Here is a 19,143-nt window from a genome sequence, read left to right on the forward strand (position 1 = left end):
AATCGTAGACCTGCCAGACGCTCGCCAGTGCAGGTTATTCCGCTGCAGAAAAAATAAATATCGATCGCTGGAATAAAGCTTCGCGCACTACGTCCCACCGCAACATCTATTGACAGAGGCCCAAGGCCCGGAGAATGACCGATGATTGACCGTGAGCCGCCGTATCCCCGCAAGCCACCCCTGAGTACCCCGCAGAAACTCGTGCGCCTGGCCGGCATCGGCCTGGTCGTGCTGGTGGCAGTCGGGGCGTTTGCCTACGTCAATGGCAGCCTTGACCCACAGCGTCTGACGCCTGCGCGCGTGGTCGACGTGTTCGAGCACAACAACGGCATCCACCCCGGTTACCGCCGCAATCACCCCAAAGGCATCTGCGTGGCCGGCTACTTCGAGAGCAATGGCGCTGCGGCCAACCTGTCCAGGGCGCAGGTGTTCGCCAGCGGCAAGACCCCGGTCATTGGCCGGCTGGCCTTGCCCACGGGCAACCCGTATTCACCCGACAGCGCCGCGCCCATCCGCAGCTTTGCCGTGCAGTTCACCCAAGCCAACGGCCAGCAATGGCGCAGCGGCATGAACAGCATGCCGGTGTTCCCGGTGGGCACGCCTGAAGCGTTTGTCGATCTGCAGAAAGCCACGGCGCCCGATCCCAAGACAGGCAAGCCCGACCCGGCCAAGCCACCTGCGTTCTTCGCCGCGCACCCCGAAGCCCAGCCGTTTCTGGCCTGGGTCAAGAACGCCAAGCCGTCGGCCAGCTTCGTGACCGAAACTTACAACAGCGTCAACGCGTTCGTACTGGTCGATGGTCAGGGCAAGCGCCAAGCGGTGCGTTGGAGCCTTGTGCCTGAGGCCAAGGGCGATGCCCCGGCGCCGGATGCCAAGGATTACCTGCAGCAGGATCTGAGCGACAAACTCGCCAGCGGCCCGCAGCGCTGGAGCCTGGTGCTGACCCTGGCCAACGCGCAGGACCCGACCAACGATGCGTCCAAGGCGTGGACCGGTGAACACAAGACCGTCAACGCCGGGACGCTGGTGGTGGAAAGCGACAGCGCGCAACTGGACGGCAATTGCCGCGACATCAACTACGACCCGCTGGTGCTGCCAAGCGGCATCGAAGGCTCTGACGATCCGCTGCTGGCGGCGCGCTCTGCGGCCTACGCCTCGTCCTACATGCGTCGTACCAGTGAAGTCGATCAGTTGAAAGCCGCGCCTGCACAGGAGAAACAGCCATGAATACGCCAACTACGCATTTCTCGCCGCTGGCCCGGGCGCTGCACTGGCTGATGGCGCTGATGGTCATCGCCATGTTGTTTATCGGCGCCGGCATGGTGGCTTCGGTGTCCGAGCGCCACGAGTGGCTGTTGAACCTGCACAAACCCTTGGGGATCGCCATTCTGGCGCTGGTCATCGTGCGCCTGATCGTGCGCTTCACCACGCGTACGCCACCGCTGCCTGCCGACCTTCCTGCGGTGCAGGTGCTTGCGGCCAAGCTCTCGCACTACCTGCTGTATGCGCTGATGCTGGCGATGCCCTTGATTGGCTGGGCGATGATTTCAGCAGCGGGTGATCCGGTGATGCTGGGCAGTTCAGTGCGTCTGCCCTCGATTGTCGCTGCCCACGCGGAAACCTTCGCGTTTTTGCGCAAGGCTCATCGGTATCTGGCGTATCTGTTTTTCCTGACCATCCTCGCGCACCTGGCGGCGGCGCTGTTTCATGGATGGGTGCGCAGGGATGAGGTGCTGGACAGCATGTTGCGGGGCAAGACGCGGGGTTGAGGTGTTACGCAGCCCTGGACGGTGTGGAATCTGTGGGAGCGAATTCATTCGCGAGAAGTTGATACAGACCACGCAGCTCTATCGGCAGTACCATTTTTCGCGAATGAATTCGCTCCCACAGACCTCAGGTCACATCTGGCAGGTCACGGGTTTGCGTGCGGCTGCGTTGAATCTGTAGGAGTTGTACCTGTGGGAGCGAATTCATTCGCGAGAAGTTGGTACAGACCACGCAGCTCTGTCGGCAGTACCATTTTTCGCAAATGAACTCGCTCCCACAGACCTCAGGTCACATCTGACAGGTCACGGGTTTGCGTGCGGCTGCGTTGAATCTGTGGAGTTGTACCATTTTTCGCGAATTCATTCGCGAGAAGTTGGTATAGACCACGCAGCTCTGTCGGCAGTACCATTTTTCGCGAATGAATTCGCTCCCACAGACATCAGGTCCCATCTGACAGATCACGGGTTTGCGTGCGGCTGCGGTCCGGTTGTCAGCGCAGCACCGAAACCATCTGCCCCAGCACGGTCAACACATCCCGTGCCAGTTGCATCGAGCGTTTGCCCGACCATCCCGTAACGACATCCGGCGCGTCGTCGTTGTCCTTGAACGGCATTTCCAGGGTCAGCGCCAAGCATTTGTAGCGCTCGCCGACGCTGTTGCAGGCCAGGTTCATGTTGGCCTTGCCAGGCGCCGCCTTGGGGTAGCCGTAACGGGTCTGGAAGTCCTTGGTCAGCCCGCTCAGGCGTGTGCGGAAGTCAGCTTCCAGGGCCTTCTGCTGCTCGGTATAGCCCGGATTGCCCTCGCAAGCAGCGGTGAATACGTAGGGGATTTCCTCGTCACCGTGTACGTCGAGGAACATGTCCACGCCGTACTTTTCCATCTGCTCCTTGACGAAGAACACCTCCGGGCTCAGCTCCGGCGTCGAATCCTGCCAGGCGCGGTTCAGGTCCTTGCCCTGCGCATTGGTACGCAGGTGGCCGTGGAACGAGCCGTCGGGGTTCATGTGCGGGACCAGATACAGATCCGCCGAAGCGAGCAGGGCCTGCAGTTCGGCGTCGTTCTGTTGCAGGCGCTCGATCACGCCCTCCATGAACCACTCGGCCATGTGCTCGCCGGGGTGCTGCTGGGCGATGATCCAGATCTTGCATTTGCCCGGTACGCCGTCGCCTTTGCGCAACAACGGAATGTCGCGGCCTTCGACGCTTTTGCCGCTGGCCAGCAACTCCGTGCCGGCCTTGTTCAGTGCCTGATCGATCAGCCAGTCGTGGCGTTCGCGGCTGTAGGGTTCGAAGTAGGCGAACCAGATCTGCGGTTGCTCGGGGGCGAGTTCGAAATTCAGCGCCTTGCCATCAAAGCTGCTCGGCACGCGGAACCAGGTTTTCTGGTCATAGGAGGCGGCAGCGTTGTAGCCGGTCCAGGCGCGGTTGTAGCTCGATTCGCTGGCGTTGGTCAGGCTGAAGGCGTGGGGCTGGCCGATCTGCATGCCCTCGACCTTGAAGTGAAACCATTGGAAATGCGGGCTGCGGGTGTCCGGGCGAATGGCCAGTTGCACGTTCTGCGCGTTGCTCGCATCGAGCACGACGATGTTGCCACTGTCGAAGTCGCAGGTGATGGAAAGGGCGGTCTGAATCACGGAAAGGTCCTGAGTACGTTAATGCCGACGCAACGCCATTCAATGGCTGTTATGGCAGCTACTTTACACGCATCACAAACCCGGACGGCGACAGAAACGGTTGACGATGGGACTCAGCATCGGCTGGCCGCCTCAGGTAAAGGCTTCTGCCGTGACCAAGAGGCTGCACAGGAACGCCGTCAGCATCAGCCAGCCGATGTACAGCCGACGCTTGCGCCGATGCCAGCCGCTGGCGCCCATCACCGCCGCCGGAGCCTGAAGCCGACGCCACGAGCGTTCGACGTTCTGGAAGCCATCCAGATGAAGAGGGTTGGCGTCCAGCCAGTGGCGAAACTCGATACGCTGACTGGGCGTGGCGCGGGGGCTTTGCAGGTGTACGTACCAGCGCAGGGCCTGCAGATTGATCGCCTCGGGAACGCTTGGGGTGTCGTCGCTGCACTGTTCGAGCAGACGCACCATAGAACGCTCAACGGACTTCACATCCACCTCAAGCAGCTGAGCGATGTCGGCGTAGGAAAGTTGATCAAGACGACTGAGCAGAAACACCTGCTGGGTGCGCCGCGGCAGCTTCTGTATGCGACGGCGATACGTGTCGGTCTCCTGGCTGACGGGGAGGTCAAGCGGGTGAGTAGGCGGCGAAAACGCAGAGGAGATCTGATGGGTCATGGCATGTCACTCGCAGTCGTCCGTGGGCCATCCTAAGGGAGAGGAGTGGGGGCATCTTCCGTGACGCGAACCGATGTTAGTGCGTATGAGATTCGTTCTCAAGAAATAAGCGGGTTTACTGATGATTTTTTTACCAGATATGTCACTTTTGACCTCGCGGGCAGTTCAGCACTCATTTTTCTTTTGCTATGATGCGCGCCATCGCAAAGGCGACCGCTCTTCATTAGCCTGAAGATCGCAACACCCCGACCCAAGCAGAAAAAACGAATCAGACCCTTCAAGGGCACGAAAAAAAAGACCCGGCAAAAAGCCGGGTCAAAAACCGTGATTAGCCTGATGAGGAGATAATCCGGAAGCCGACCTAAGGCTTCTGGGTTACCCAACCGATCTTTCGATCGGTTGCGCTCAATAATAATCATTATCATTTGCACGTCAATGGTTTTTTTGCGTATTCGCGAAAAGATTTTTCGTGCCCCGTAACACATCCCTTCGCTACTCAATCCAGCGGCAACTCTGTCGTGCGCTTCACCACGCTCATCGCAATGTTCGAATGCGCCTCCTGCACGTGCGGACTTTGCAGCAGGTGATCGCGCAGAAAGCGCTCGTAGCTGGCGATGTCCTGCACCACGACCTTGAGCATGAAATCCATGTCCCCGGCCATGGTGTAGCACTCCAGCACCTCGGGGTAGCCGGTGATGGCGTCTTCGAATTCGGTGAGATAGCGCCGCCCGTGGCCCGACAGCTTCACATCGACGAACACCGTCATGGTCAGCCCCAGCTTGGCGGGGTTGAGCAGGGCGACCTTGCGTTCGATCACCCCTTCTTCCTGCAGACGATTGATCCGCCGCCAGCACGGCGACTGCGACAGCTCCACCCGCTCGGCAATTTCGGCGGCGGACAGGTCGGCATCGTGCTGCAACAGGCGAAGGATTTTGCGATCGAGGAGGCTTAGCTTGACCTGCATGAATTGACCCTTTTTTATTCTTGAATGGAAACAGGCATGCAGGATATGAGCAGATTTCGGCCAAATTAGAAAGAAAAAGCCTGCGCGGCACAGGCAGTATTGAATCCGTGAGCGCCGGGTTGAACCGTCCCGGCGATCGAGCAGCAGGACTACGGTCCACAAGGCCTGCGACGCCACTGCTCGCCACATTCAAAACGCACTAATAAAAACAAAGGAGTGCCTGAATGTCTTTGGCTGATATTCGTCTGGACGATAAGTACCGACTCGCAACCGGCAATCTGTACCTGACCGGAACCCAGGCGTTGACCCGCTTGCCGATGCTGCAAAAACAGCGCGACGAGGCCCGTGGTCTTAACACGGCAGGTTTCATTTCCGGCTACCGCGGCTCGCCTCTGGGCAATCTCGACAAGAGCCTCTGGGACGCCAAGGATTACCTTCAAGAGAACGCCATCCATTTCCAGCCCGGGGTCAACGAAGAGTTGGCGGCCACGGCTGTTTGGGGCAGCCAGCAGGTCAATCTGTTTCCCGAAGGCAAGTACGATGGCGTGTTTGCGTTGTGGTACGGCAAGGGCCCGGGCGTTGATCGCTGCGGTGACGTGTTCAAGCACGGCAATTCGGCAGGGTCGGCGAAAAACGGCGGGGTGCTGATCCTCGCGGGTGACGATCATGGCTGTAAGTCGTCGACCATCGCCCACCAGAGCGAACACGCGTTCATCGCCTCGATGATCCCCGTGCTCAACCCGAGCAACGTTCAGGAAATCCTCGATTACGGCATCATCGGCTGGGAGCTTTCCCGTTACAGCGGATGTTGGGTGGCGATGAAAACCATTGCCGAAAATGTCGACTCCTCTGCTGTTGTCGAAGTCGATCCGCTGCGCATCGAAACGAAGATCCCCGAAGACTTCCAGCTGCCCGAGGACGGCCTGCACATTCGTTGGCCCGACCCGCCGCTGGCCCAGGAAGCACGCCTCAACACGTATAAGATCTACGCCGCCCGGGCCTTCGCCCGCGCCAACCACCTGAACAAGGTCGTCATTGACTCGCCACAGCCACGGCTGGGCATCATCACCACCGGCAAATCTTATCTCGACGTGCGTCAGGCCCTGGAAGAACTGGGCATCGACGAAGAACTGTGCGCGTCAGTGGGCATTCGTGTGCTCAAGGTCGGCATGAGCTGGCCGCTGGAACCGGTATCGGTCCATGACTTCGCCGAAGGCCTGGACGAGATCCTGGTGGTTGAGGAAAAACGCAGCGTCATCGAAGACCAGTTGACCGGCCAGTTGTACAACTGGCCGGTGGATAAGCGCCCTCGTGTTGTCGGCGAGTTCGACGAAGAAGGGCGCTCATTGCTGCCCAACCTGGCTGAATTGACCCCGGCCATGATCGCCCGGGTCATCGCCAAACGCCTGGCGCCGATTTACTCCAGCGCAAAAATCGAAGCGCGCCTGCAGTTCCTGCAAGACAAGGAAAAAGCTCTGGCCGCGCCGCTGTTCAAGACCCAGCGCACACCGCATTTCTGCTCCGGTTGCCCGCACAACACCTCGACCAAAGTGCCGGAAGGCAGCCGCGCGCTGGCGGGGATCGGCTGTCACTACATGACCATTTGGATGGACCGGGAGACCGACACCTTCACCCAGATGGGCGGCGAGGGCGTGACCTGGATCGGCCAAGCGCCTTTCACCGAAACGCCCCATGTGTTCCAGAACCTGGGCGACGGCACCTATTTCCACTCGGGCCACCTGGCGCTGCGAGCGGCGGTGGCGTCCAAGGTCAACATCACTTACAAGATTCTTTACAACGACGCGGTGGCGATGACTGGCGGCCAGCCCATCGACGGCATCCTGCGGGTCGATCAGCTCAGCCGGCAGGTGTTCAACGAGGGTGTGCAGCGCATCGCGCTGGTGTCGGACGACCCGGACAAATACCCGAGTCGCGAGGCGTTTGCGCCCATCACCACTTTCCACCATCGCCGCGATCTGGACAGCGTGCAGCGCGAATTGCGCGAGTTCAAGGGCGCCTCGGTGATCATCTACGACCAGACCTGCGCCACCGAAAAACGCCGCCGTCGCAAGCGCGGCACGATGCTCGATCTGGACAAGCGCGCGATCATCAACCCGGCTGTGTGCGAGGGCTGCGGCGATTGCGGCGCGAAATCAGGCTGCCTGTCGATCCTGCCCAAGGAAACCGCACAAGGGCGCAAGCGCGAAATCGATCAAAGCGCCTGCAACAAGGACTTCAGCTGCGTCGAAGGTTTCTGCCCAAGCTTTGTAACGGTGCATGGCGGCAAGCTGCGCAAACCTCAATTGCCGAAGCAGGCGCAGGCGTTTGCCGAGCTGCCTGAGCCGACACTGCCGAGCCTGGATCAACCTTTCAACATTCTGTTGCCTGGGGTTGGCGGCACCGGTGTTACCACTGTCGGTGCGATGCTGGGTTACGCCGCGAACCTGGAAGGCAAGGGCTGCAGCGTGCTTGATCAGGCCGGGCTGGCGCAGAAGTTCGGCCCGGTGGTGAGCCACATCCGCATCGCCGCGCGTCAGGACGACCTGTTCGCTGTGCGCATTGCGGCGGGTGAGGCACATCTGCTGCTGGGCTGCGACCTGTTGGTGGCTTCCGGCCCCGATGCCATCGCCAAGCTCAACAGCGCGAAATCCCACGCTGTGGTCAACAGCCAGCAAACGCCGACTGCGGAATTTACTCGCAATCCGGACGCTGAATTCCCGGCCGACGCGATGATGCAGACCATTCGTGAAGCAGTGGGCGAAGACAAAACCCACTTCGTACCTGCTACTGATCTGGCCACCAAACTGATGGGCGACAGCATCGCCAGCAACCTGTTCATGCTCGGCTTTGCCTTCCAGAAGGGCCTGATTCCGCTGACCTCGGCAGCCATTGAAAAGGCCATCGAGCTGAACGGCGTGGCGGTAAATCTCAACCAGCAGGCGTTCCTGTGGGGCCGTCGTGCCGCGTTTGATCTGGCAGCCGTTCAGGCGGCGGCCAACCCTGAAGCGGTTGAGGTGTTCGAGCCAGAGGCCTTGAGCCTGGAGCAGCGCCTGGCCAACAACAGCAAGACCCTGGGCGACTATCAGAACCGTGCCTACGGCGAGCGTTATCTGGCGCTGGTCTACAAGGTGCGCGAAGCGGAAAGCCGTCTGTTCCCCGGCGAGCAACTGGCGCTGACCGAAGCGGTGGCGTTCAACTACTTCAAGCTGCTGGCCTACAAGGATGAGTACGAAGTCGCACGGCTTTACAGCAACGGCGAGTTCACCCGTCAGTTGCAGGCGCAGTTCGAAGGGGATTACCGCCTGGAGTTTCATCTGGCGCCGTCGTGGCTGGCCAAGCGCGATCCCAACAGCGGCGCGCCGCGCAAACGCAGTTTCGGGCCGTGGATGCTGAAGGCATTCGATGTCCTGGCAAAATTCAAGTTTCTGCGCGGGACCGCGTTCGACCCGTTCGGTCGCAGCCTGGAGCGGCGTCAGGAGCGCGAGTTGATCGACAGCTATGTCGGTGACATCGAGCTGATCCTCACTCATCTCACGGCCAACAATCGTCACACCGCCCTGAGTCTGGCGCGCTTGCCTGAGCGTATTCGCGGATATGGTCACGTCAAGGAAAGCGCGATGAAGGCTGCGGCCCTGCAGGCGGCACGGATGCGTCAAAGCCTGGTGAGCGGTGAGGTTGAGCTGCCAAAGCTGTATGAGGTGGCGGCTTAAAGTACAAAAGGCCGCGAGGATCATTGATTCCGCGGCCTTCGCATATCCAGTGCCGAACGTGATACCTGTAGGAGCGAATTCATTCGCGAGGCGGTGGTACATCCGTTGAAGATGTATCGGTTTCGCCACCGTCTCGCGAATGAATTCGCTCCCACAGGTTTTGCGTATTGCTCAGGAACCGGTGAGTTCGACCAACACGGTTCCTTCACTGACCATTTCGCCCTCGGCGCAATACAGCGCCGCAACTGTCCCGGCCTGAATGGCGCGAATGCTGTGTTCCATCTTCATGGCTTCCAGCACCACCAGCGGCGTATCAGCCTCCACTGTCTGCCCAACCTTGACCAAGACCCGCACGATGCTGCCGTTCATGGGTGCGCTGAGGCCGCCTTGCTGGGTATGGCTCGCCTCGACTGCGGCAATCGGATCGAGGCGCGTAACGGCGTACAACTCACCCTGCCACTGCAAGTACAAGGTGCCTTCGCGGCGGAACGCCCGCGCCTGACGACGCACGCCATCCTGTTCCAGCGTCAGCTGTTCACCTTGCAAATGAATTGTGGGTGACGCTCCGCGCAGGGGCACCTTACGGGTTTCGCCGGCGCAACTCAGGTGCAGGTCGACCTCGGCCAGAAGGCCCAGACGCAACCCTGTCACGCCGGACCAGGGTGAATGAGGATCATCTTCACGCACAGGGTTTGACGCGCTTTGGCGATAGGCCTCGGCGGCCAGGCTCCAGAATTGCTCGGACAAATCCTCGGCGGGCGGCAGCAGATCGGCCTGGTAACGCGGAATGAAGCCGGTATCCAGTTCAGCCTCAGCGAATGCAGGGTGCGCGATGATCCGGCGCAGAAACGCCAGGTTGGTGCGCAAACCGCCGATGGCGAATTCATCGAGCATGGCCAGCAAACGCAGGCGCGCCTGTTCGCGGTCTTCGCCCCAGGCGATAAGCTTGCCGAGCATCGGGTCGTAAAACGGCGAGATTTCATCACCTTCATCTACGCCACTGTCGACACGACGGCCCGGCCCCGGCGTCGATTCGCGATACACCTTTAAGGTGCCGGTGGCGGGCAGGAAATCATTGGCCGGGTCTTCGGCGTACAGGCGCACCTCGATGGCGTGGCCTTTGAGCGGCACCTGATCCTGGGAAACCGGCAGGGGTTCGCCCTGCGCCACGCGAATTTGCCAGGCCACCAGATCAAGGCCGGTAATGGCTTCGGTGACCGGGTGCTCGACCTGCAGGCGTGTGTTCATTTCCATGAAGAAGAACTCGCCGCGAGCATCCAGCAGAAACTCCACCGTGCCCGCGCCCACGTAGCCAATAGCCTGGGCGGCGCGCACAGCCGCTTCGCCCATGGCCCGGCGCAGTTCGGCGCTCAGGCCTGGGGCAGGGGCTTCTTCGACGACTTTCTGGTGGCGGCGCTGAATCGAACAGTCACGCTCGTTCAGATACAGGCAGTTGCCGTGCTGGTCGGCGAACACCTGTATTTCCACGTGGCGCGGCTTGAGCACGTACTTTTCCACCAGCATGCGCGAGTCGCCAAATGACGACTGCGCCTCACGCTGCGCCGAGGCCAGGGCGTCAGCCAGATCCTCGTCGCGTTCGACCACTTTCATGCCCTTGCCGCCGCCACCGGCCGTGGCCTTGAGCAGTACCGGGTAGCCGATGCCCGCTGCAGCTTCGCGGAAGGTGGCGGCGTCCTGGGCTTCGCCGTGATAGCCCGGCACCAACGGCACGCCAGCGGTTTCCATCAGGGATTTGGCCGCTGATTTACTGCCCATGGCGTCGATGGCTGAGGCGGGCGGGCCGAGGAAAATCAGGCCGGCCCGCTCGACGGCGCGGGCGAACCCTGCGTTTTCCGAGAGAAAGCCGTAGCCCGGATGAATCGCCGAGGCGCCGCTGGCTTTGGCGGCGGCGATTAATTTGTCGATTTGCAGGTAACTGTCGGCAGCCTTGCTGCCGCCCAGGTCGACGGCGATGTCGGCCTCGCGCACGTGCCGCGCGTTGCGATCGGTGGCGCTGTGAACGGCCACGGTGGTCAGGCCCATGGCTTTGGCCGTGCGCATCACGCGGCAAGCGATTTCGCCGCGGTTGGCCACCAGCACAGACGTCAGGGCAGTGTTGTTCGGGCCGCTCATCAGCATGATTCTCCATTGTCACTAGGGGCTGCGCGCCAGGCCGGTTCGCGTTTGTGCAGAAAGGCGCGCAAGCCTTCCTGGCCTTCGGGGCTGACGCGGATGCGCGAGATGGCGTTTTCGCAGTAGCGGCGCAGGGCAGGGCTCAGCTCGCCGTGGCCGACTTCACGCAGCAGTTCCTTGCTGACGCGCATGGCTTGCGGGCTGTTGAGCAGCAGGTTCGAAACCCATTGCTCGACCTGCTGTTCCAGTTCAGCGACCGGGTAGGACTCAGCCAACAAGCCGATCTCCCGCGCCCGCTGGCCGCCGAAACGCTCGGCGGTCAGGGCGTAGCGGCGGGCGTGGCGCTCGCCAATGGCCTGAGTGACGAAGGGGCTGATCACCGCCGGCGCCAGGCCGATTTTCACTTCAGAAAGGCAGAACTGCGCATCGTCAGCGCCGATGGCCATGTCGCAGCAACTGATCAGCCCCAGCGCGCCGCCATAGGCTGCGCCTTGCACCACGGCGAGCGAAGGCAACTTGAGCTTGGCGAGGTTGTACATCAGCTCGCCCAGCTCCCGGGCGTCGCCCAGGTTGGTGTTGTAGTCCAGGTTGGCGGATTCCTGCATCCAGGCCAGGTCCGCGCCTGCACTGAAGTGCCGGCCTCGCGCACGCAGCAGCATGAAGCGCAGGCTGGCGTCGCCCTGAATACGGTCGAGGGCGATGATCAGCTCGCGAATCATCTGGGCGTTGAAGGCATTGTTCTTTTCCGGGCGGTTGAGCCACAGGGTGACGAAACCGCGCGGGTCGTGTTCGAGTTCCAGCGTGTCGAAATCGGTCATGGTCAGGTCCTCGGGTCACATGCGGAACACGCCGAAACGCGTCGGTTCGATGGGGGCGTTGAGGGCGGCGCTGATGGCCAGGGCGAGGATGTCGCGGGTCTGCGCCGGGTCGATCACGCCGTCGTCCCACAAGCGGGCGCTGGAGTAGTAAGGGTGACCCTGATGTTCGTACTGATCGAGGATGGGCTGTTTGATTTCGGCTTCCTGCTCGGTGCTGAAGGCCTGACCGTTACGTTCAGCCTGCTCGCGCTTGACCTGCACCAGCACCCCCGCGGCCTGTTCGCCACCCATCACGCCGATGCGCGCGTTGGGCCACATCCACAGAAAGCGCGGGTCGTAGGCACGGCCGCACATGCCGTAGTTACCGGCGCCAAAGCTGCCACCGATGATCACCGTGAACTTCGGCACGTTGGCGCAGGCCACGGCGGTGACCAGTTTGGCGCCATGCTTGGCGATGCCGCCAGCCTCGTATTTCTGGCCGACCATGAAACCGGTGATGTTCTGCAGGAACAGCAACGGAATGCCACGCTGGCAGGCCAGTTCGATGACGTGCGCGCCTTTCTGCGCGGCCTCGGCAAAGAGGATGCCGTTGTTGGCGAGAATCGCGATCGGGTAGCCGTTCAGGTGCGCAAAACCACAGACCAGGGTGGTGCCGAACAGCGCCTTGAATTCATCGAACACCGAGCCATCCACCAGGCGCGCGATCACTTCGCGCACATCGAATGGCTGTTTCGGGTCCGCTGGAATCACGCCATACAGCTCATCGCTGGGGTACAAAGGCGCGACCGGGGTGCGTACCTGCAGTTGGCCCTGCTTGCGCCAGTTGAGGTTGGCGACGCTGCGTCGCGCCAGTTCCAGCGCGTGTTCGTCGCTGCCGGCGTAATGGTCGGCCACCCCGGAAATCTTGCAGTGCACGTCGGCGCCGCCCAGTTCCTCGGCGCTGACCACCTCACCGGTGGCAGCTTTCACTAGGGGCGGGCCGGCGAGAAAAATCGTCGCCTGCTGGCGCACCATGATCGCTTCATCGGCCATGGCGGGCACGTAGGCGCCGCCGGCGGTGCAGGAACCCATGACCACGGCGATCTGCGGGATGCCCTGGGCGCTCATGTTGGCCTGGTTGAAGAAGATGCGACCGAAGTGCTCGCGATCGGGGAACACCTCGTCCTGGCGCGGCAGGTTCGCACCGCCTGAGTCCACCAGATAAATGCACGGCAGGCGATTCTGCTGGGCGATGGTCTGGGCACGCAGGTGTTTTTTGACCGTAAGGGGGTAGTAGGTGCCGCCTTTGACCGTCGCGTCGTTGGCGATGATCATGCATTCGACGCCCTCGACGCGGCCAATCCCGGCGATGACGCCTGCTGCGGGCACGTCTTCGCCATACACCCCGTGGGCGGCGAGCTGGCTGATCTCAAGGAAGGGCGAGCCGATATCGAGTAGGCGGTTGATGCGCTCGCGGGGCAACAGTTTGCCCCGCGAGGTGTGGCGTTCCTGAGCCTTGGCGCCGCCGCCTTGGTGCACCTGAGCGAGCAGTGTGTGCAAGGCGTCGACCTGGGCGCGCAGGCTTTCGCTGTTGGCGCAAAACTGCGCCGAGCGCGGGTTGATGCGGGTGTGCAGGGTAGTCATGCAGCCTCCGATGCGCTCAGCGGGTTTCGTTGAACAATTCGCGACCGATCAGCATGCGACGGATCTCGCTGGTCCCCGCGCCGATTTCGTACAGCTTGGCGTCGCGCAGCAGACGTCCGGCGGGGAATTCATTGATGTAGCCGTTGCCGCCGAGGATCTGGATCGTGTCCAGGGCCATCTGCGTCGCACGCTCGGCGCTGTAGAGGATCACCCCGGCGGCGTCCTTGCGCGTGGTCTCGCCGCGCTCACACGCCTGGGCCACGGCGTAGAGGTAGGCGCGGCAGGCGTTGAGTTGGGTGTACATGTCGGCGACCTTGCCCTGAATCAGCTGGAATTCGCCGATGCTCTGGCCGAACTGTTTACGGTCGTGGATGTAAGGCAGCACCACGTCCATGCAGGCCTGCATGATCCCGGTCGGGCCGCCGGAGAGCACGACGCGCTCGTAATCCAGGCCGCTCATCAATACCTTCACGCCGCCGTTGAGGGTGCCCAGCAGGTTTTCTTCCGGGACTTCCACGTTATCGAAGAACAGCTCGCAGGTGTTGGAGCCACGCATGCCCAGCTTGTCGAACTTGTTGCTGCGCGAGAAGCCTTTCCAGTCACGCTCGACGATGAACGCGCTGATGCCGTGAGGGCCTTTTTCCAGATCAGTCTTGGCGTAGATTACGTAGGTGTTGGCGTCGGGGCCGTTGGTAATCCAGGTCTTGCTGCCGTTGAGCACGAAGCGGTCGCCACGTTTGTCGGCGCGCAGTTTCATCGACACCACATCGGAACCGGCGTTGGGTTCGCTCATGGCCAGCGCACCGATGTGCTCGCCGCTGATCAGCTTGGGCAGGTACCGAGCTTTCTGTTCAGGGTTGCCGTTACGGTTGATCTGGTTGACGCACAGGTTGGAATGCGCGCCGTAAGACAGCGCCACCGACGCCGAGGCCCGGCTGATTTCTTCCATCGCCACCACGTGTGCCAGATAGCCCAGGCCCGCGCCGCCGTACTGTTCATCAACGGTAATGCCGAGCAGACCCATCTCGCCGAACTTGCGCCACATGTCGGCGGGAAACAGGTTGTCCTTGTCGATTTGCGCCGCGCGGGGTGCCAGTTCAGCGGCGACAAAGGCGTGTACCTGGTCACGCAGCATGTCGATGGTTTCGCCGAGGCCGAAATTGAGGGTGGGGTAATTCATGAGACTGCGTTCTCTTGTTGTTTTTGGAGGGGCTGTCAGAGGGCAATACTCTGTATCACCTTTACGTTAACGTAAACCTGCGGGCGTGAGGATGTCAACGAGGGCCGATGAAGGGGGAGGATTGAGACTCGCTCTTGTAGCAGCACGGCTTGCCGGCGGCAGCGATTGTGCAGACGCCACCGCCGGCAAGCCGTGCAGCTGCAGCGAGGGAGTTCAGCAAAGAGGGGATTTTACAAACGCCAGACAGCACGAAGGGGAGCCAGGGCTCCCCTCCAAGTTATTTCAGTTGCATGCTCTTTTTTGTTTTTAGGCGGCCTGTTGTTGTTTTTGGTGGCCAAACCTTTTTTGCTTTTTTGAGCGACCCCCATCCGGGGTCAAGAGCAAACGTATTTTTTTGAGCGCTGATGCTTTGATCTTGCGATTCATCCGGTACGGGAGCGACCTGAAGGTCGTTTTATTGTTCTCTGCCCGGTCGAGAGGCCTGAGCCTCACAAAGCGATCCACTCCAAAAAAATCAGTTAGCTGCGTCTCTGTCCGTCTTGTTCTTGTTATGGCAGAGCCGATACGTCGTGTTTTTATTGGGTTACTGCGATTTTTTATTTTTGTTGTACGTAAGACATAGCAGAAGCCATGCCAATTTTTACGATGGCCCGGAAACCGTGGCTTCCAGAGAAACGGCCCGATCAGCTCATCACCGAAATCATGATCGGTGTTTCCGTGTTACCCGTTTCCCGCGCTTCAATGCCAAGCAGGGTAACACTGTGTGACAACTTGTCGCACATCAGCCCGACAAACGTGCCTTCGCCACTCGTGAGCCGTTGGCACGGCCCAGCACGTCGCTGATGCGCTGACCGGCAGCAATCAGCTTTGCGAGATCGACGCCGGTGCCGATACCTAGGCCATCGAGCATGTACAGCACATCTTCTGTCGCGACATTGCCTGTCGCGCCTTTGGCATAAGGACAGCCGCCCAGCCCTGCGACCGAGCTGTCGAACACCTGGATGCCCTCCAGGAGGCTTGCGTAGATATTGGCCAGCGCCTGGCCATAGGTGTCATGGAAGTGCCCGGCCAGCCTGCCTCGGGGAATCTGCCCGGCCACGGCGTCGATCAACTCCCGGGTGGCGCCCGGTGTACCGGTGCCAATGGTGTCGCCCAGTGACACTTCGTAACAGCCCATGGCGTACAGCTCGTTGGCCACCGAGGCCACCTGTTTCGGCGCCACGGCGCCTTCGTACGGGCAGCCCAGCACGCAGGACACATACCCACGCACCTGGATGCCGTGCAGGCGCGCGGCTTCCATGATCGGCAGGAAGCGATCGAGGCTTTCGCTGATCGAGCAGTTGATGTTGCGCTGAGAAAACGCCTCGGACGCCGCGGCAAACACGGCCACTTCCTTCACCCCCGCAGCGAGGGCATCTTCGAAACCGCGCAGGTTGGGCGCCAAAGCGGCATAGGTCACCTCGGCCTTGCGTTGAATGCCGGCAAACACCTCGGCGGAACCGGCCATCTGCGGGACCCATTTGGGCGATACGAAACTGCCGACTTCAATGTAGGAAAGGCCTGCCTCGGTGAGGTCGTCCACCAGACGGACCTTGTCCGCCACCTCGATGGGGCGGGATTCGTTCTGCAGGCCATCGCGGGGGCCAACTTCGACCAGGCGTACGCGTTGTGGGAGCGGCATAGCGGGTTTCACCTCGAATCGATTTCAGGTATGTGCTTTATCATGTTGTTTTTAAAGGCAATGACTAAGCGCAGCCTTGCAGCGCTCTTCGGCGGTGTCCAGCTCCAGCTGCATCTGCTGAATGTCGAGCAACTGCTGATCGAGCTGCGCGCGGCGTTCGGCGATTTTTTCCAGCATGGTGGTGAGCTGCTTCTGGTTATCGCCGGTGGGGTCGTACAGGCCGATCAGGTCGCGGCACTCGGCGAGGGAGAAACCGATGCGTTTGCCTCGCAGGATCAGCTTGAGGGTGACCTTGTCTCGCGCGGAGTAGACACGCTCCAGCCCGCGCCGCTCGGGGCTGAGCATGCCTTGCTCTTCATAAAAGCGAATGGTGCGAGTGGTGATGTCCAGCTCGCGGGCCAAGTCGGAAATGCTGTAGGTCGGGTGGCTCATGGGAAGGCTCGAACTGAGGAGGCATCGAGCTAACGTACGGCGACCTTGACGTTAACGTCAAGGTATAAGGCGTATTCCGAACGGTCATGACCTGTGGGAGCGGTGCAGGTCGATTATTTGACTGCGACTTCAAGCTCTTTCTCAAGCTTGCGTTCCTGCGCCACCACTTGTTGACACAACTCGATGATCTGCTCGCGCATCCAGCGATTGGCCGGGTCTTGGTCAGTGCTTTCATGCCAGTACAGGTGGGTTTCCACGCTAGGCACGTCGTTGACCGGCAGCTGCACGAAATGCAAGTCGTTGCGACGGGCAAAGCGTTCCGGAACGGTCATGACCATGTCGGTCTGATGCAGCACCTGGGAGGCCATCAGATAGTGTTGCGAACGCAGGGCAACCTTGCGCTGGATGCCCATTTTGCCCAATGCCAGGTCGACGTAACCCAAGCCGCTGCGACGGCTGGAAATGTGGATGTGCGCCACCGATAGATAATCGTCCAGGGTGATCGAGCCTTTTTGTGCCAGTGGATGGCCCTTGCGCATGGCGCAGACATAGCTGTCTTCCATCAACTTGACGTGACGCACCTGTGGGTCGGTGTTGAGCGGCGCATCCACGGCAAAGTCCAGACGCCCGGCGGCCAACTCTTTGGTGGTTTCCCGGCGTTTGGACAGGAAGCTTTCGATGGTCACCGCCGGGGCCAGGCGGCGCAGGCGCTGAAACAGCGCGGGCAGGATAATCGCCTCGGTAAGGTCGGTCATGCTGATGCGGTAATTCTTGTTCGCCTGCTGGGGGTTGAAAATCCGGCTTTCCTGCACCGACACCCGCAACAGCGACAGGGCGTTGCGCACCGGGCCGATGATGTTCTGCGCCATGGGCGTTGGCACCATGCCTTGAGCGGTGCGTACGAACAACGGATCGTTGAAGGTTTCCCGCAGGCGGGCCAGCGCGTTGGACACGGCGGGCTGGGTGATGCCGACAATCTGACCGGCGCGGGTCAGGTTGGCTTCGGTGTAGATGGCGTCAAAGACAATAAAGAGATTGAGATCGACCTTGCTCAGGTTCATTGCTGTGCGCCTCACGCTGTTTTTGTTGTTGGGACTTTCGTACAGAAACGGGTCGATCATATATCAGTGATGAATGTTAATACACGCCGAGAATAGGTTAGATAAATAGAGAGCCCTCATCTAGCATCCTCGTCATGTCTTGAAACACCTCACCAGAAGGTAGCTGCCCATGGATTTCGCTTACTCCCCCAAGGTCCAGGAACTGCGCGAGCGCGTCACGGCGTTCATGGACGCCTATGTCTATCCGGCCGAGCCGGTATTCGAGCGTCAGGTGGCTGAAGGGGATCGCTGGCAGCCGACCGCAATCATGGAAGAGCTCAAGGCGCGTGCCAAAGCCGAAGGCCTGTGGAATCTGTTTCTGCCGGAGTCGGAGCTGGGGGCAGGGCTGACCAACCTGGAATACGCACCCCTGGCCGAAATCATGGGTCGGTCGCTGCTGGGGCCTGAGCCCTTCAATTGCTCCGCGCCCGACACCGGCAACATGGAAGTGCTGGTGCGTTACGCCAGCGAAGCGCAGAAACAGCAGTGGCTGGAGCCATTGCTGCGCGGGGAGATTCGCTCGGCTTTTGCCATGACCGAACCGGATGTCGCCTCGTCCGACGCCACCAACATGGCCGCCCGTGCCGTGCGCGACGGCGACGAATGGGTCATCAATGGCCGTAAATGGTGGACCTCTGGCGCCTGTGACCCTCGCTGCAAGATCATGATCTTCATGGGCCTGAGCAACCCTGACGGGCCGCGTCATCAGCAACATTCGATGATTCTGGTGCCCACCGATACGCCTGGCGTGAAGATTGTGCGGCCACTGCCGGTGTTCGGCTATGACGACGCCCCCCACGGTCACGCCGAAGTACTGTTCGAAAACGTCCGCGTGCCGTACGAAAACGTACTGTTGGGTGAAGGCCGGGGCTTCGAAATCGCTCAGGGGCGTCTTGGGCCGGGGCGGATTCATCATTGCATGCGCTCCATCGGCATGGCTGAACGGGCGCTGGAATTGATGTGCAAACGTTCGGTGCAGCGCACGGCGTTCGGTCGTCCGTTGGCGCGTCTGGGCGGCAACATCGACAAGATCGCCGACTCGCGCATGGAAATCGACATGGCGCGCCTGTTGACCCTGAAAGCGGCCTACATGATGGACACAGTCGGTAACAAGGTGGCCAAAAGCGAGATCGCGCAGATCAAGGTCGTCGCCCCGAACGTGGCCCTACGGGTGATCGATCGGGCGATCCAGATCCACGGCGGCGCCGGGGTGTCGGGGGATTTTCCGCTGGCCTACATGTACGCCATGCAGCGCACGCTGCGTTTGGCGGACGGCCCGGATGAAGTGCACCGCGCAGCGATAGGCAAGTACGAAGTGGGCAAATATGTGCCCAAAGAGCTGATGCGTAGCGAGCATCACTAAAACCTACGCAGTGTAAAAACTGTGGGAGCGAATTCATTCGCGAGAGGCCTGTCCAGCCGATGCAGATGTGTCG

At 60.9% G+C, this 19,143-nt stretch carries 14 protein-coding genes; 4 read left to right on the forward strand and 10 right to left on the reverse strand.

Features of this window, described 5'->3' with window-relative positions; all coding sequences use genetic code 11:
- The first annotated feature begins 141 nt into the window (after positions 1–141).
- Together AC07V9_RS03535 and AC07V9_RS03540 are read left to right on the forward strand one after the other, a co-directional pair.
- Positions 142–1,227, forward strand: a complete 1,086-nt coding sequence (locus AC07V9_RS03535; protein ID WP_495014311.1) for a catalase family peroxidase — start codon at positions 142–144, stop codon at positions 1,225–1,227.
- Entirely contained in the window at positions 1,224–1,769 is a 546-nt protein-coding gene (locus tag AC07V9_RS03540; protein ID WP_495014312.1) for a cytochrome b, read from the forward strand. Before AC07V9_RS03535 ends, AC07V9_RS03540 begins: the two co-directional genes overlap by 4 nt.
- Before the next feature lie 488 nt (positions 1,770–2,257).
- On the opposite strand, the gene AC07V9_RS03545 is transcribed toward AC07V9_RS03540, so the two are convergent.
- The 3 genes from AC07V9_RS03545 to AC07V9_RS03555 all read right to left on the reverse strand — a co-directional run bounded on the left by AC07V9_RS03545 (position 2,258) and on the right by AC07V9_RS03555 (position 5,030).
- Positions 2,258–3,397, reverse strand: a complete 1,140-nt coding sequence (locus tag AC07V9_RS03545) for a M14 family metallopeptidase (protein WP_495014572.1) — start codon at positions 3,395–3,397, stop codon at positions 2,258–2,260.
- A gap of 135 nt (positions 3,398–3,532) precedes the next feature.
- Positions 3,533–4,066: a sigma factor-like helix-turn-helix DNA-binding protein gene (locus AC07V9_RS03550; RefSeq protein ID WP_495014313.1), complete on the reverse strand. Its 534-nt coding sequence runs from the start codon at positions 4,064–4,066 to the stop codon at positions 3,533–3,535.
- Between the two features lie 496 nt (positions 4,067–4,562).
- Complete coding sequence (locus tag AC07V9_RS03555; protein WP_495014314.1) at positions 4,563–5,030, reverse strand: Lrp/AsnC family transcriptional regulator; 468 nt, start codon at positions 5,028–5,030, stop codon at positions 4,563–4,565.
- A gap of 224 nt (positions 5,031–5,254) precedes the next feature.
- Between AC07V9_RS03555 and AC07V9_RS03560 the strand changes: the two genes are divergently transcribed.
- Complete coding sequence (locus AC07V9_RS03560) at positions 5,255–8,740, forward strand: indolepyruvate ferredoxin oxidoreductase family protein (protein ID WP_495014315.1); 3,486 nt, start codon at positions 5,255–5,257, stop codon at positions 8,738–8,740.
- A 171-nt stretch (positions 8,741–8,911) separates the two neighbouring features.
- Here the strand turns inward: AC07V9_RS03560 and AC07V9_RS03565 are convergent, their stop codons facing one another.
- The 7 genes from AC07V9_RS03565 to AC07V9_RS03595 form a co-directional block, all read right to left on the reverse strand.
- A complete protein-coding gene (locus AC07V9_RS03565) occupies positions 8,912–10,873 on the reverse strand; it encodes an acetyl/propionyl/methylcrotonyl-CoA carboxylase subunit alpha (protein WP_495014316.1) in 1,962 nt (653 codons plus the stop codon).
- Positions 10,873–11,691 carry a gamma-carboxygeranoyl-CoA hydratase gene (locus AC07V9_RS03570; protein WP_495014317.1) on the reverse strand — a complete coding sequence of 273 codons (819 nt, stop codon included), beginning with the start codon at positions 11,689–11,691 and terminating at the stop codon, positions 10,873–10,875. Before AC07V9_RS03570 ends, AC07V9_RS03565 begins: the two co-directional genes overlap by 1 nt.
- A 15-nt stretch (positions 11,692–11,706) precedes the next feature.
- Positions 11,707–13,314, reverse strand: a complete 1,608-nt coding sequence (locus AC07V9_RS03575) for a carboxyl transferase domain-containing protein (protein ID WP_495014318.1) — start codon at positions 13,312–13,314, stop codon at positions 11,707–11,709.
- A gap of 16 nt (positions 13,315–13,330) precedes the next feature.
- On the reverse strand, positions 13,331–14,494 hold the full coding sequence (locus AC07V9_RS03580; RefSeq protein ID WP_495014319.1) for an isovaleryl-CoA dehydrogenase: 1,164 nt from the start codon (positions 14,492–14,494) through the stop codon (positions 13,331–13,333).
- A 781-nt stretch (positions 14,495–15,275) separates the two neighbouring features.
- Positions 15,276–16,175, reverse strand: a complete 900-nt coding sequence (locus AC07V9_RS03585; protein ID WP_495014320.1) for a hydroxymethylglutaryl-CoA lyase — start codon at positions 16,173–16,175, stop codon at positions 15,276–15,278.
- A 51-nt stretch (positions 16,176–16,226) separates the two neighbouring features.
- Positions 16,227–16,607, reverse strand: coding sequence for a MerR family transcriptional regulator (locus AC07V9_RS03590; RefSeq protein ID WP_495014321.1), 381 nt, complete (start codon positions 16,605–16,607; stop codon positions 16,227–16,229).
- Between the two features lie 113 nt (positions 16,608–16,720).
- The gene (locus AC07V9_RS03595) at positions 16,721–17,668 is read right to left on the reverse strand and encodes a LysR family transcriptional regulator (protein ID WP_495014322.1); all 948 of its coding nucleotides are present in this window, start codon (positions 17,666–17,668) and stop codon (positions 16,721–16,723) included.
- A gap of 169 nt (positions 17,669–17,837) precedes the next feature.
- Here AC07V9_RS03595 and AC07V9_RS03600 point away from each other — a divergent pair, with 169 nt between their 5' ends.
- Positions 17,838–19,070: an acyl-CoA dehydrogenase gene (locus tag AC07V9_RS03600; protein WP_495014323.1), complete on the forward strand. Its 1,233-nt coding sequence runs from the start codon at positions 17,838–17,840 to the stop codon at positions 19,068–19,070.
- The last annotated feature ends 73 nt before the right edge of the window (positions 19,071–19,143 follow it).

The sequence above is a fragment of the Pseudomonas sp. GW821-FHT02A11 genome (genome assembly GCF_059421985.1).

What these genes read in the sequence shown, in the direction of transcription:
- AC07V9_RS03535 (WP_495014311.1), top strand. Translation starts at nt 142, where the DNA reads ATGATTGACCGTGAGCCGCCGTATCCCCGCAAGCCACCCCTGAGTACC.
- AC07V9_RS03540 (WP_495014312.1), top strand. Translation starts at nt 1,224, where the DNA reads ATGAATACGCCAACTACGCATTTCTCGCCGCTGGCCCGGGCGCTGCAC.
- AC07V9_RS03550 (WP_495014313.1), bottom strand. Translation starts at nt 4,066, where the DNA reads ATGACCCATCAGATCTCCTCTGCGTTTTCGCCGCCTACTCACCCGCTT.
- AC07V9_RS03555 (WP_495014314.1), bottom strand. Translation starts at nt 5,030, where the DNA reads ATGCAGGTCAAGCTAAGCCTCCTCGATCGCAAAATCCTTCGCCTGTTG.
- AC07V9_RS03560 (WP_495014315.1), top strand. Translation starts at nt 5,255, where the DNA reads ATGTCTTTGGCTGATATTCGTCTGGACGATAAGTACCGACTCGCAACC.
- AC07V9_RS03565 (WP_495014316.1), bottom strand. Translation starts at nt 10,873, where the DNA reads ATGAGCGGCCCGAACAACACTGCCCTGACGTCTGTGCTGGTGGCCAAC.
- AC07V9_RS03570 (WP_495014317.1), bottom strand. Translation starts at nt 11,691, where the DNA reads ATGACCGATTTCGACACGCTGGAACTCGAACACGACCCGCGCGGTTTC.
- AC07V9_RS03575 (WP_495014318.1), bottom strand. Translation starts at nt 13,314, where the DNA reads ATGACTACCCTGCACACCCGCATCAACCCGCGCTCGGCGCAGTTTTGC.
- AC07V9_RS03580 (WP_495014319.1), bottom strand. Translation starts at nt 14,494, where the DNA reads ATGAATTACCCCACCCTCAATTTCGGCCTCGGCGAAACCATCGACATG.
- AC07V9_RS03585 (WP_495014320.1), bottom strand. Translation starts at nt 16,175, where the DNA reads ATGCCGCTCCCACAACGCGTACGCCTGGTCGAAGTTGGCCCCCGCGAT.
- AC07V9_RS03590 (WP_495014321.1), bottom strand. Translation starts at nt 16,607, where the DNA reads ATGAGCCACCCGACCTACAGCATTTCCGACTTGGCCCGCGAGCTGGAC.
- AC07V9_RS03595 (WP_495014322.1), bottom strand. Translation starts at nt 17,668, where the DNA reads ATGAACCTGAGCAAGGTCGATCTCAATCTCTTTATTGTCTTTGACGCC.
- AC07V9_RS03600 (WP_495014323.1), top strand. Translation starts at nt 17,838, where the DNA reads ATGGATTTCGCTTACTCCCCCAAGGTCCAGGAACTGCGCGAGCGCGTC.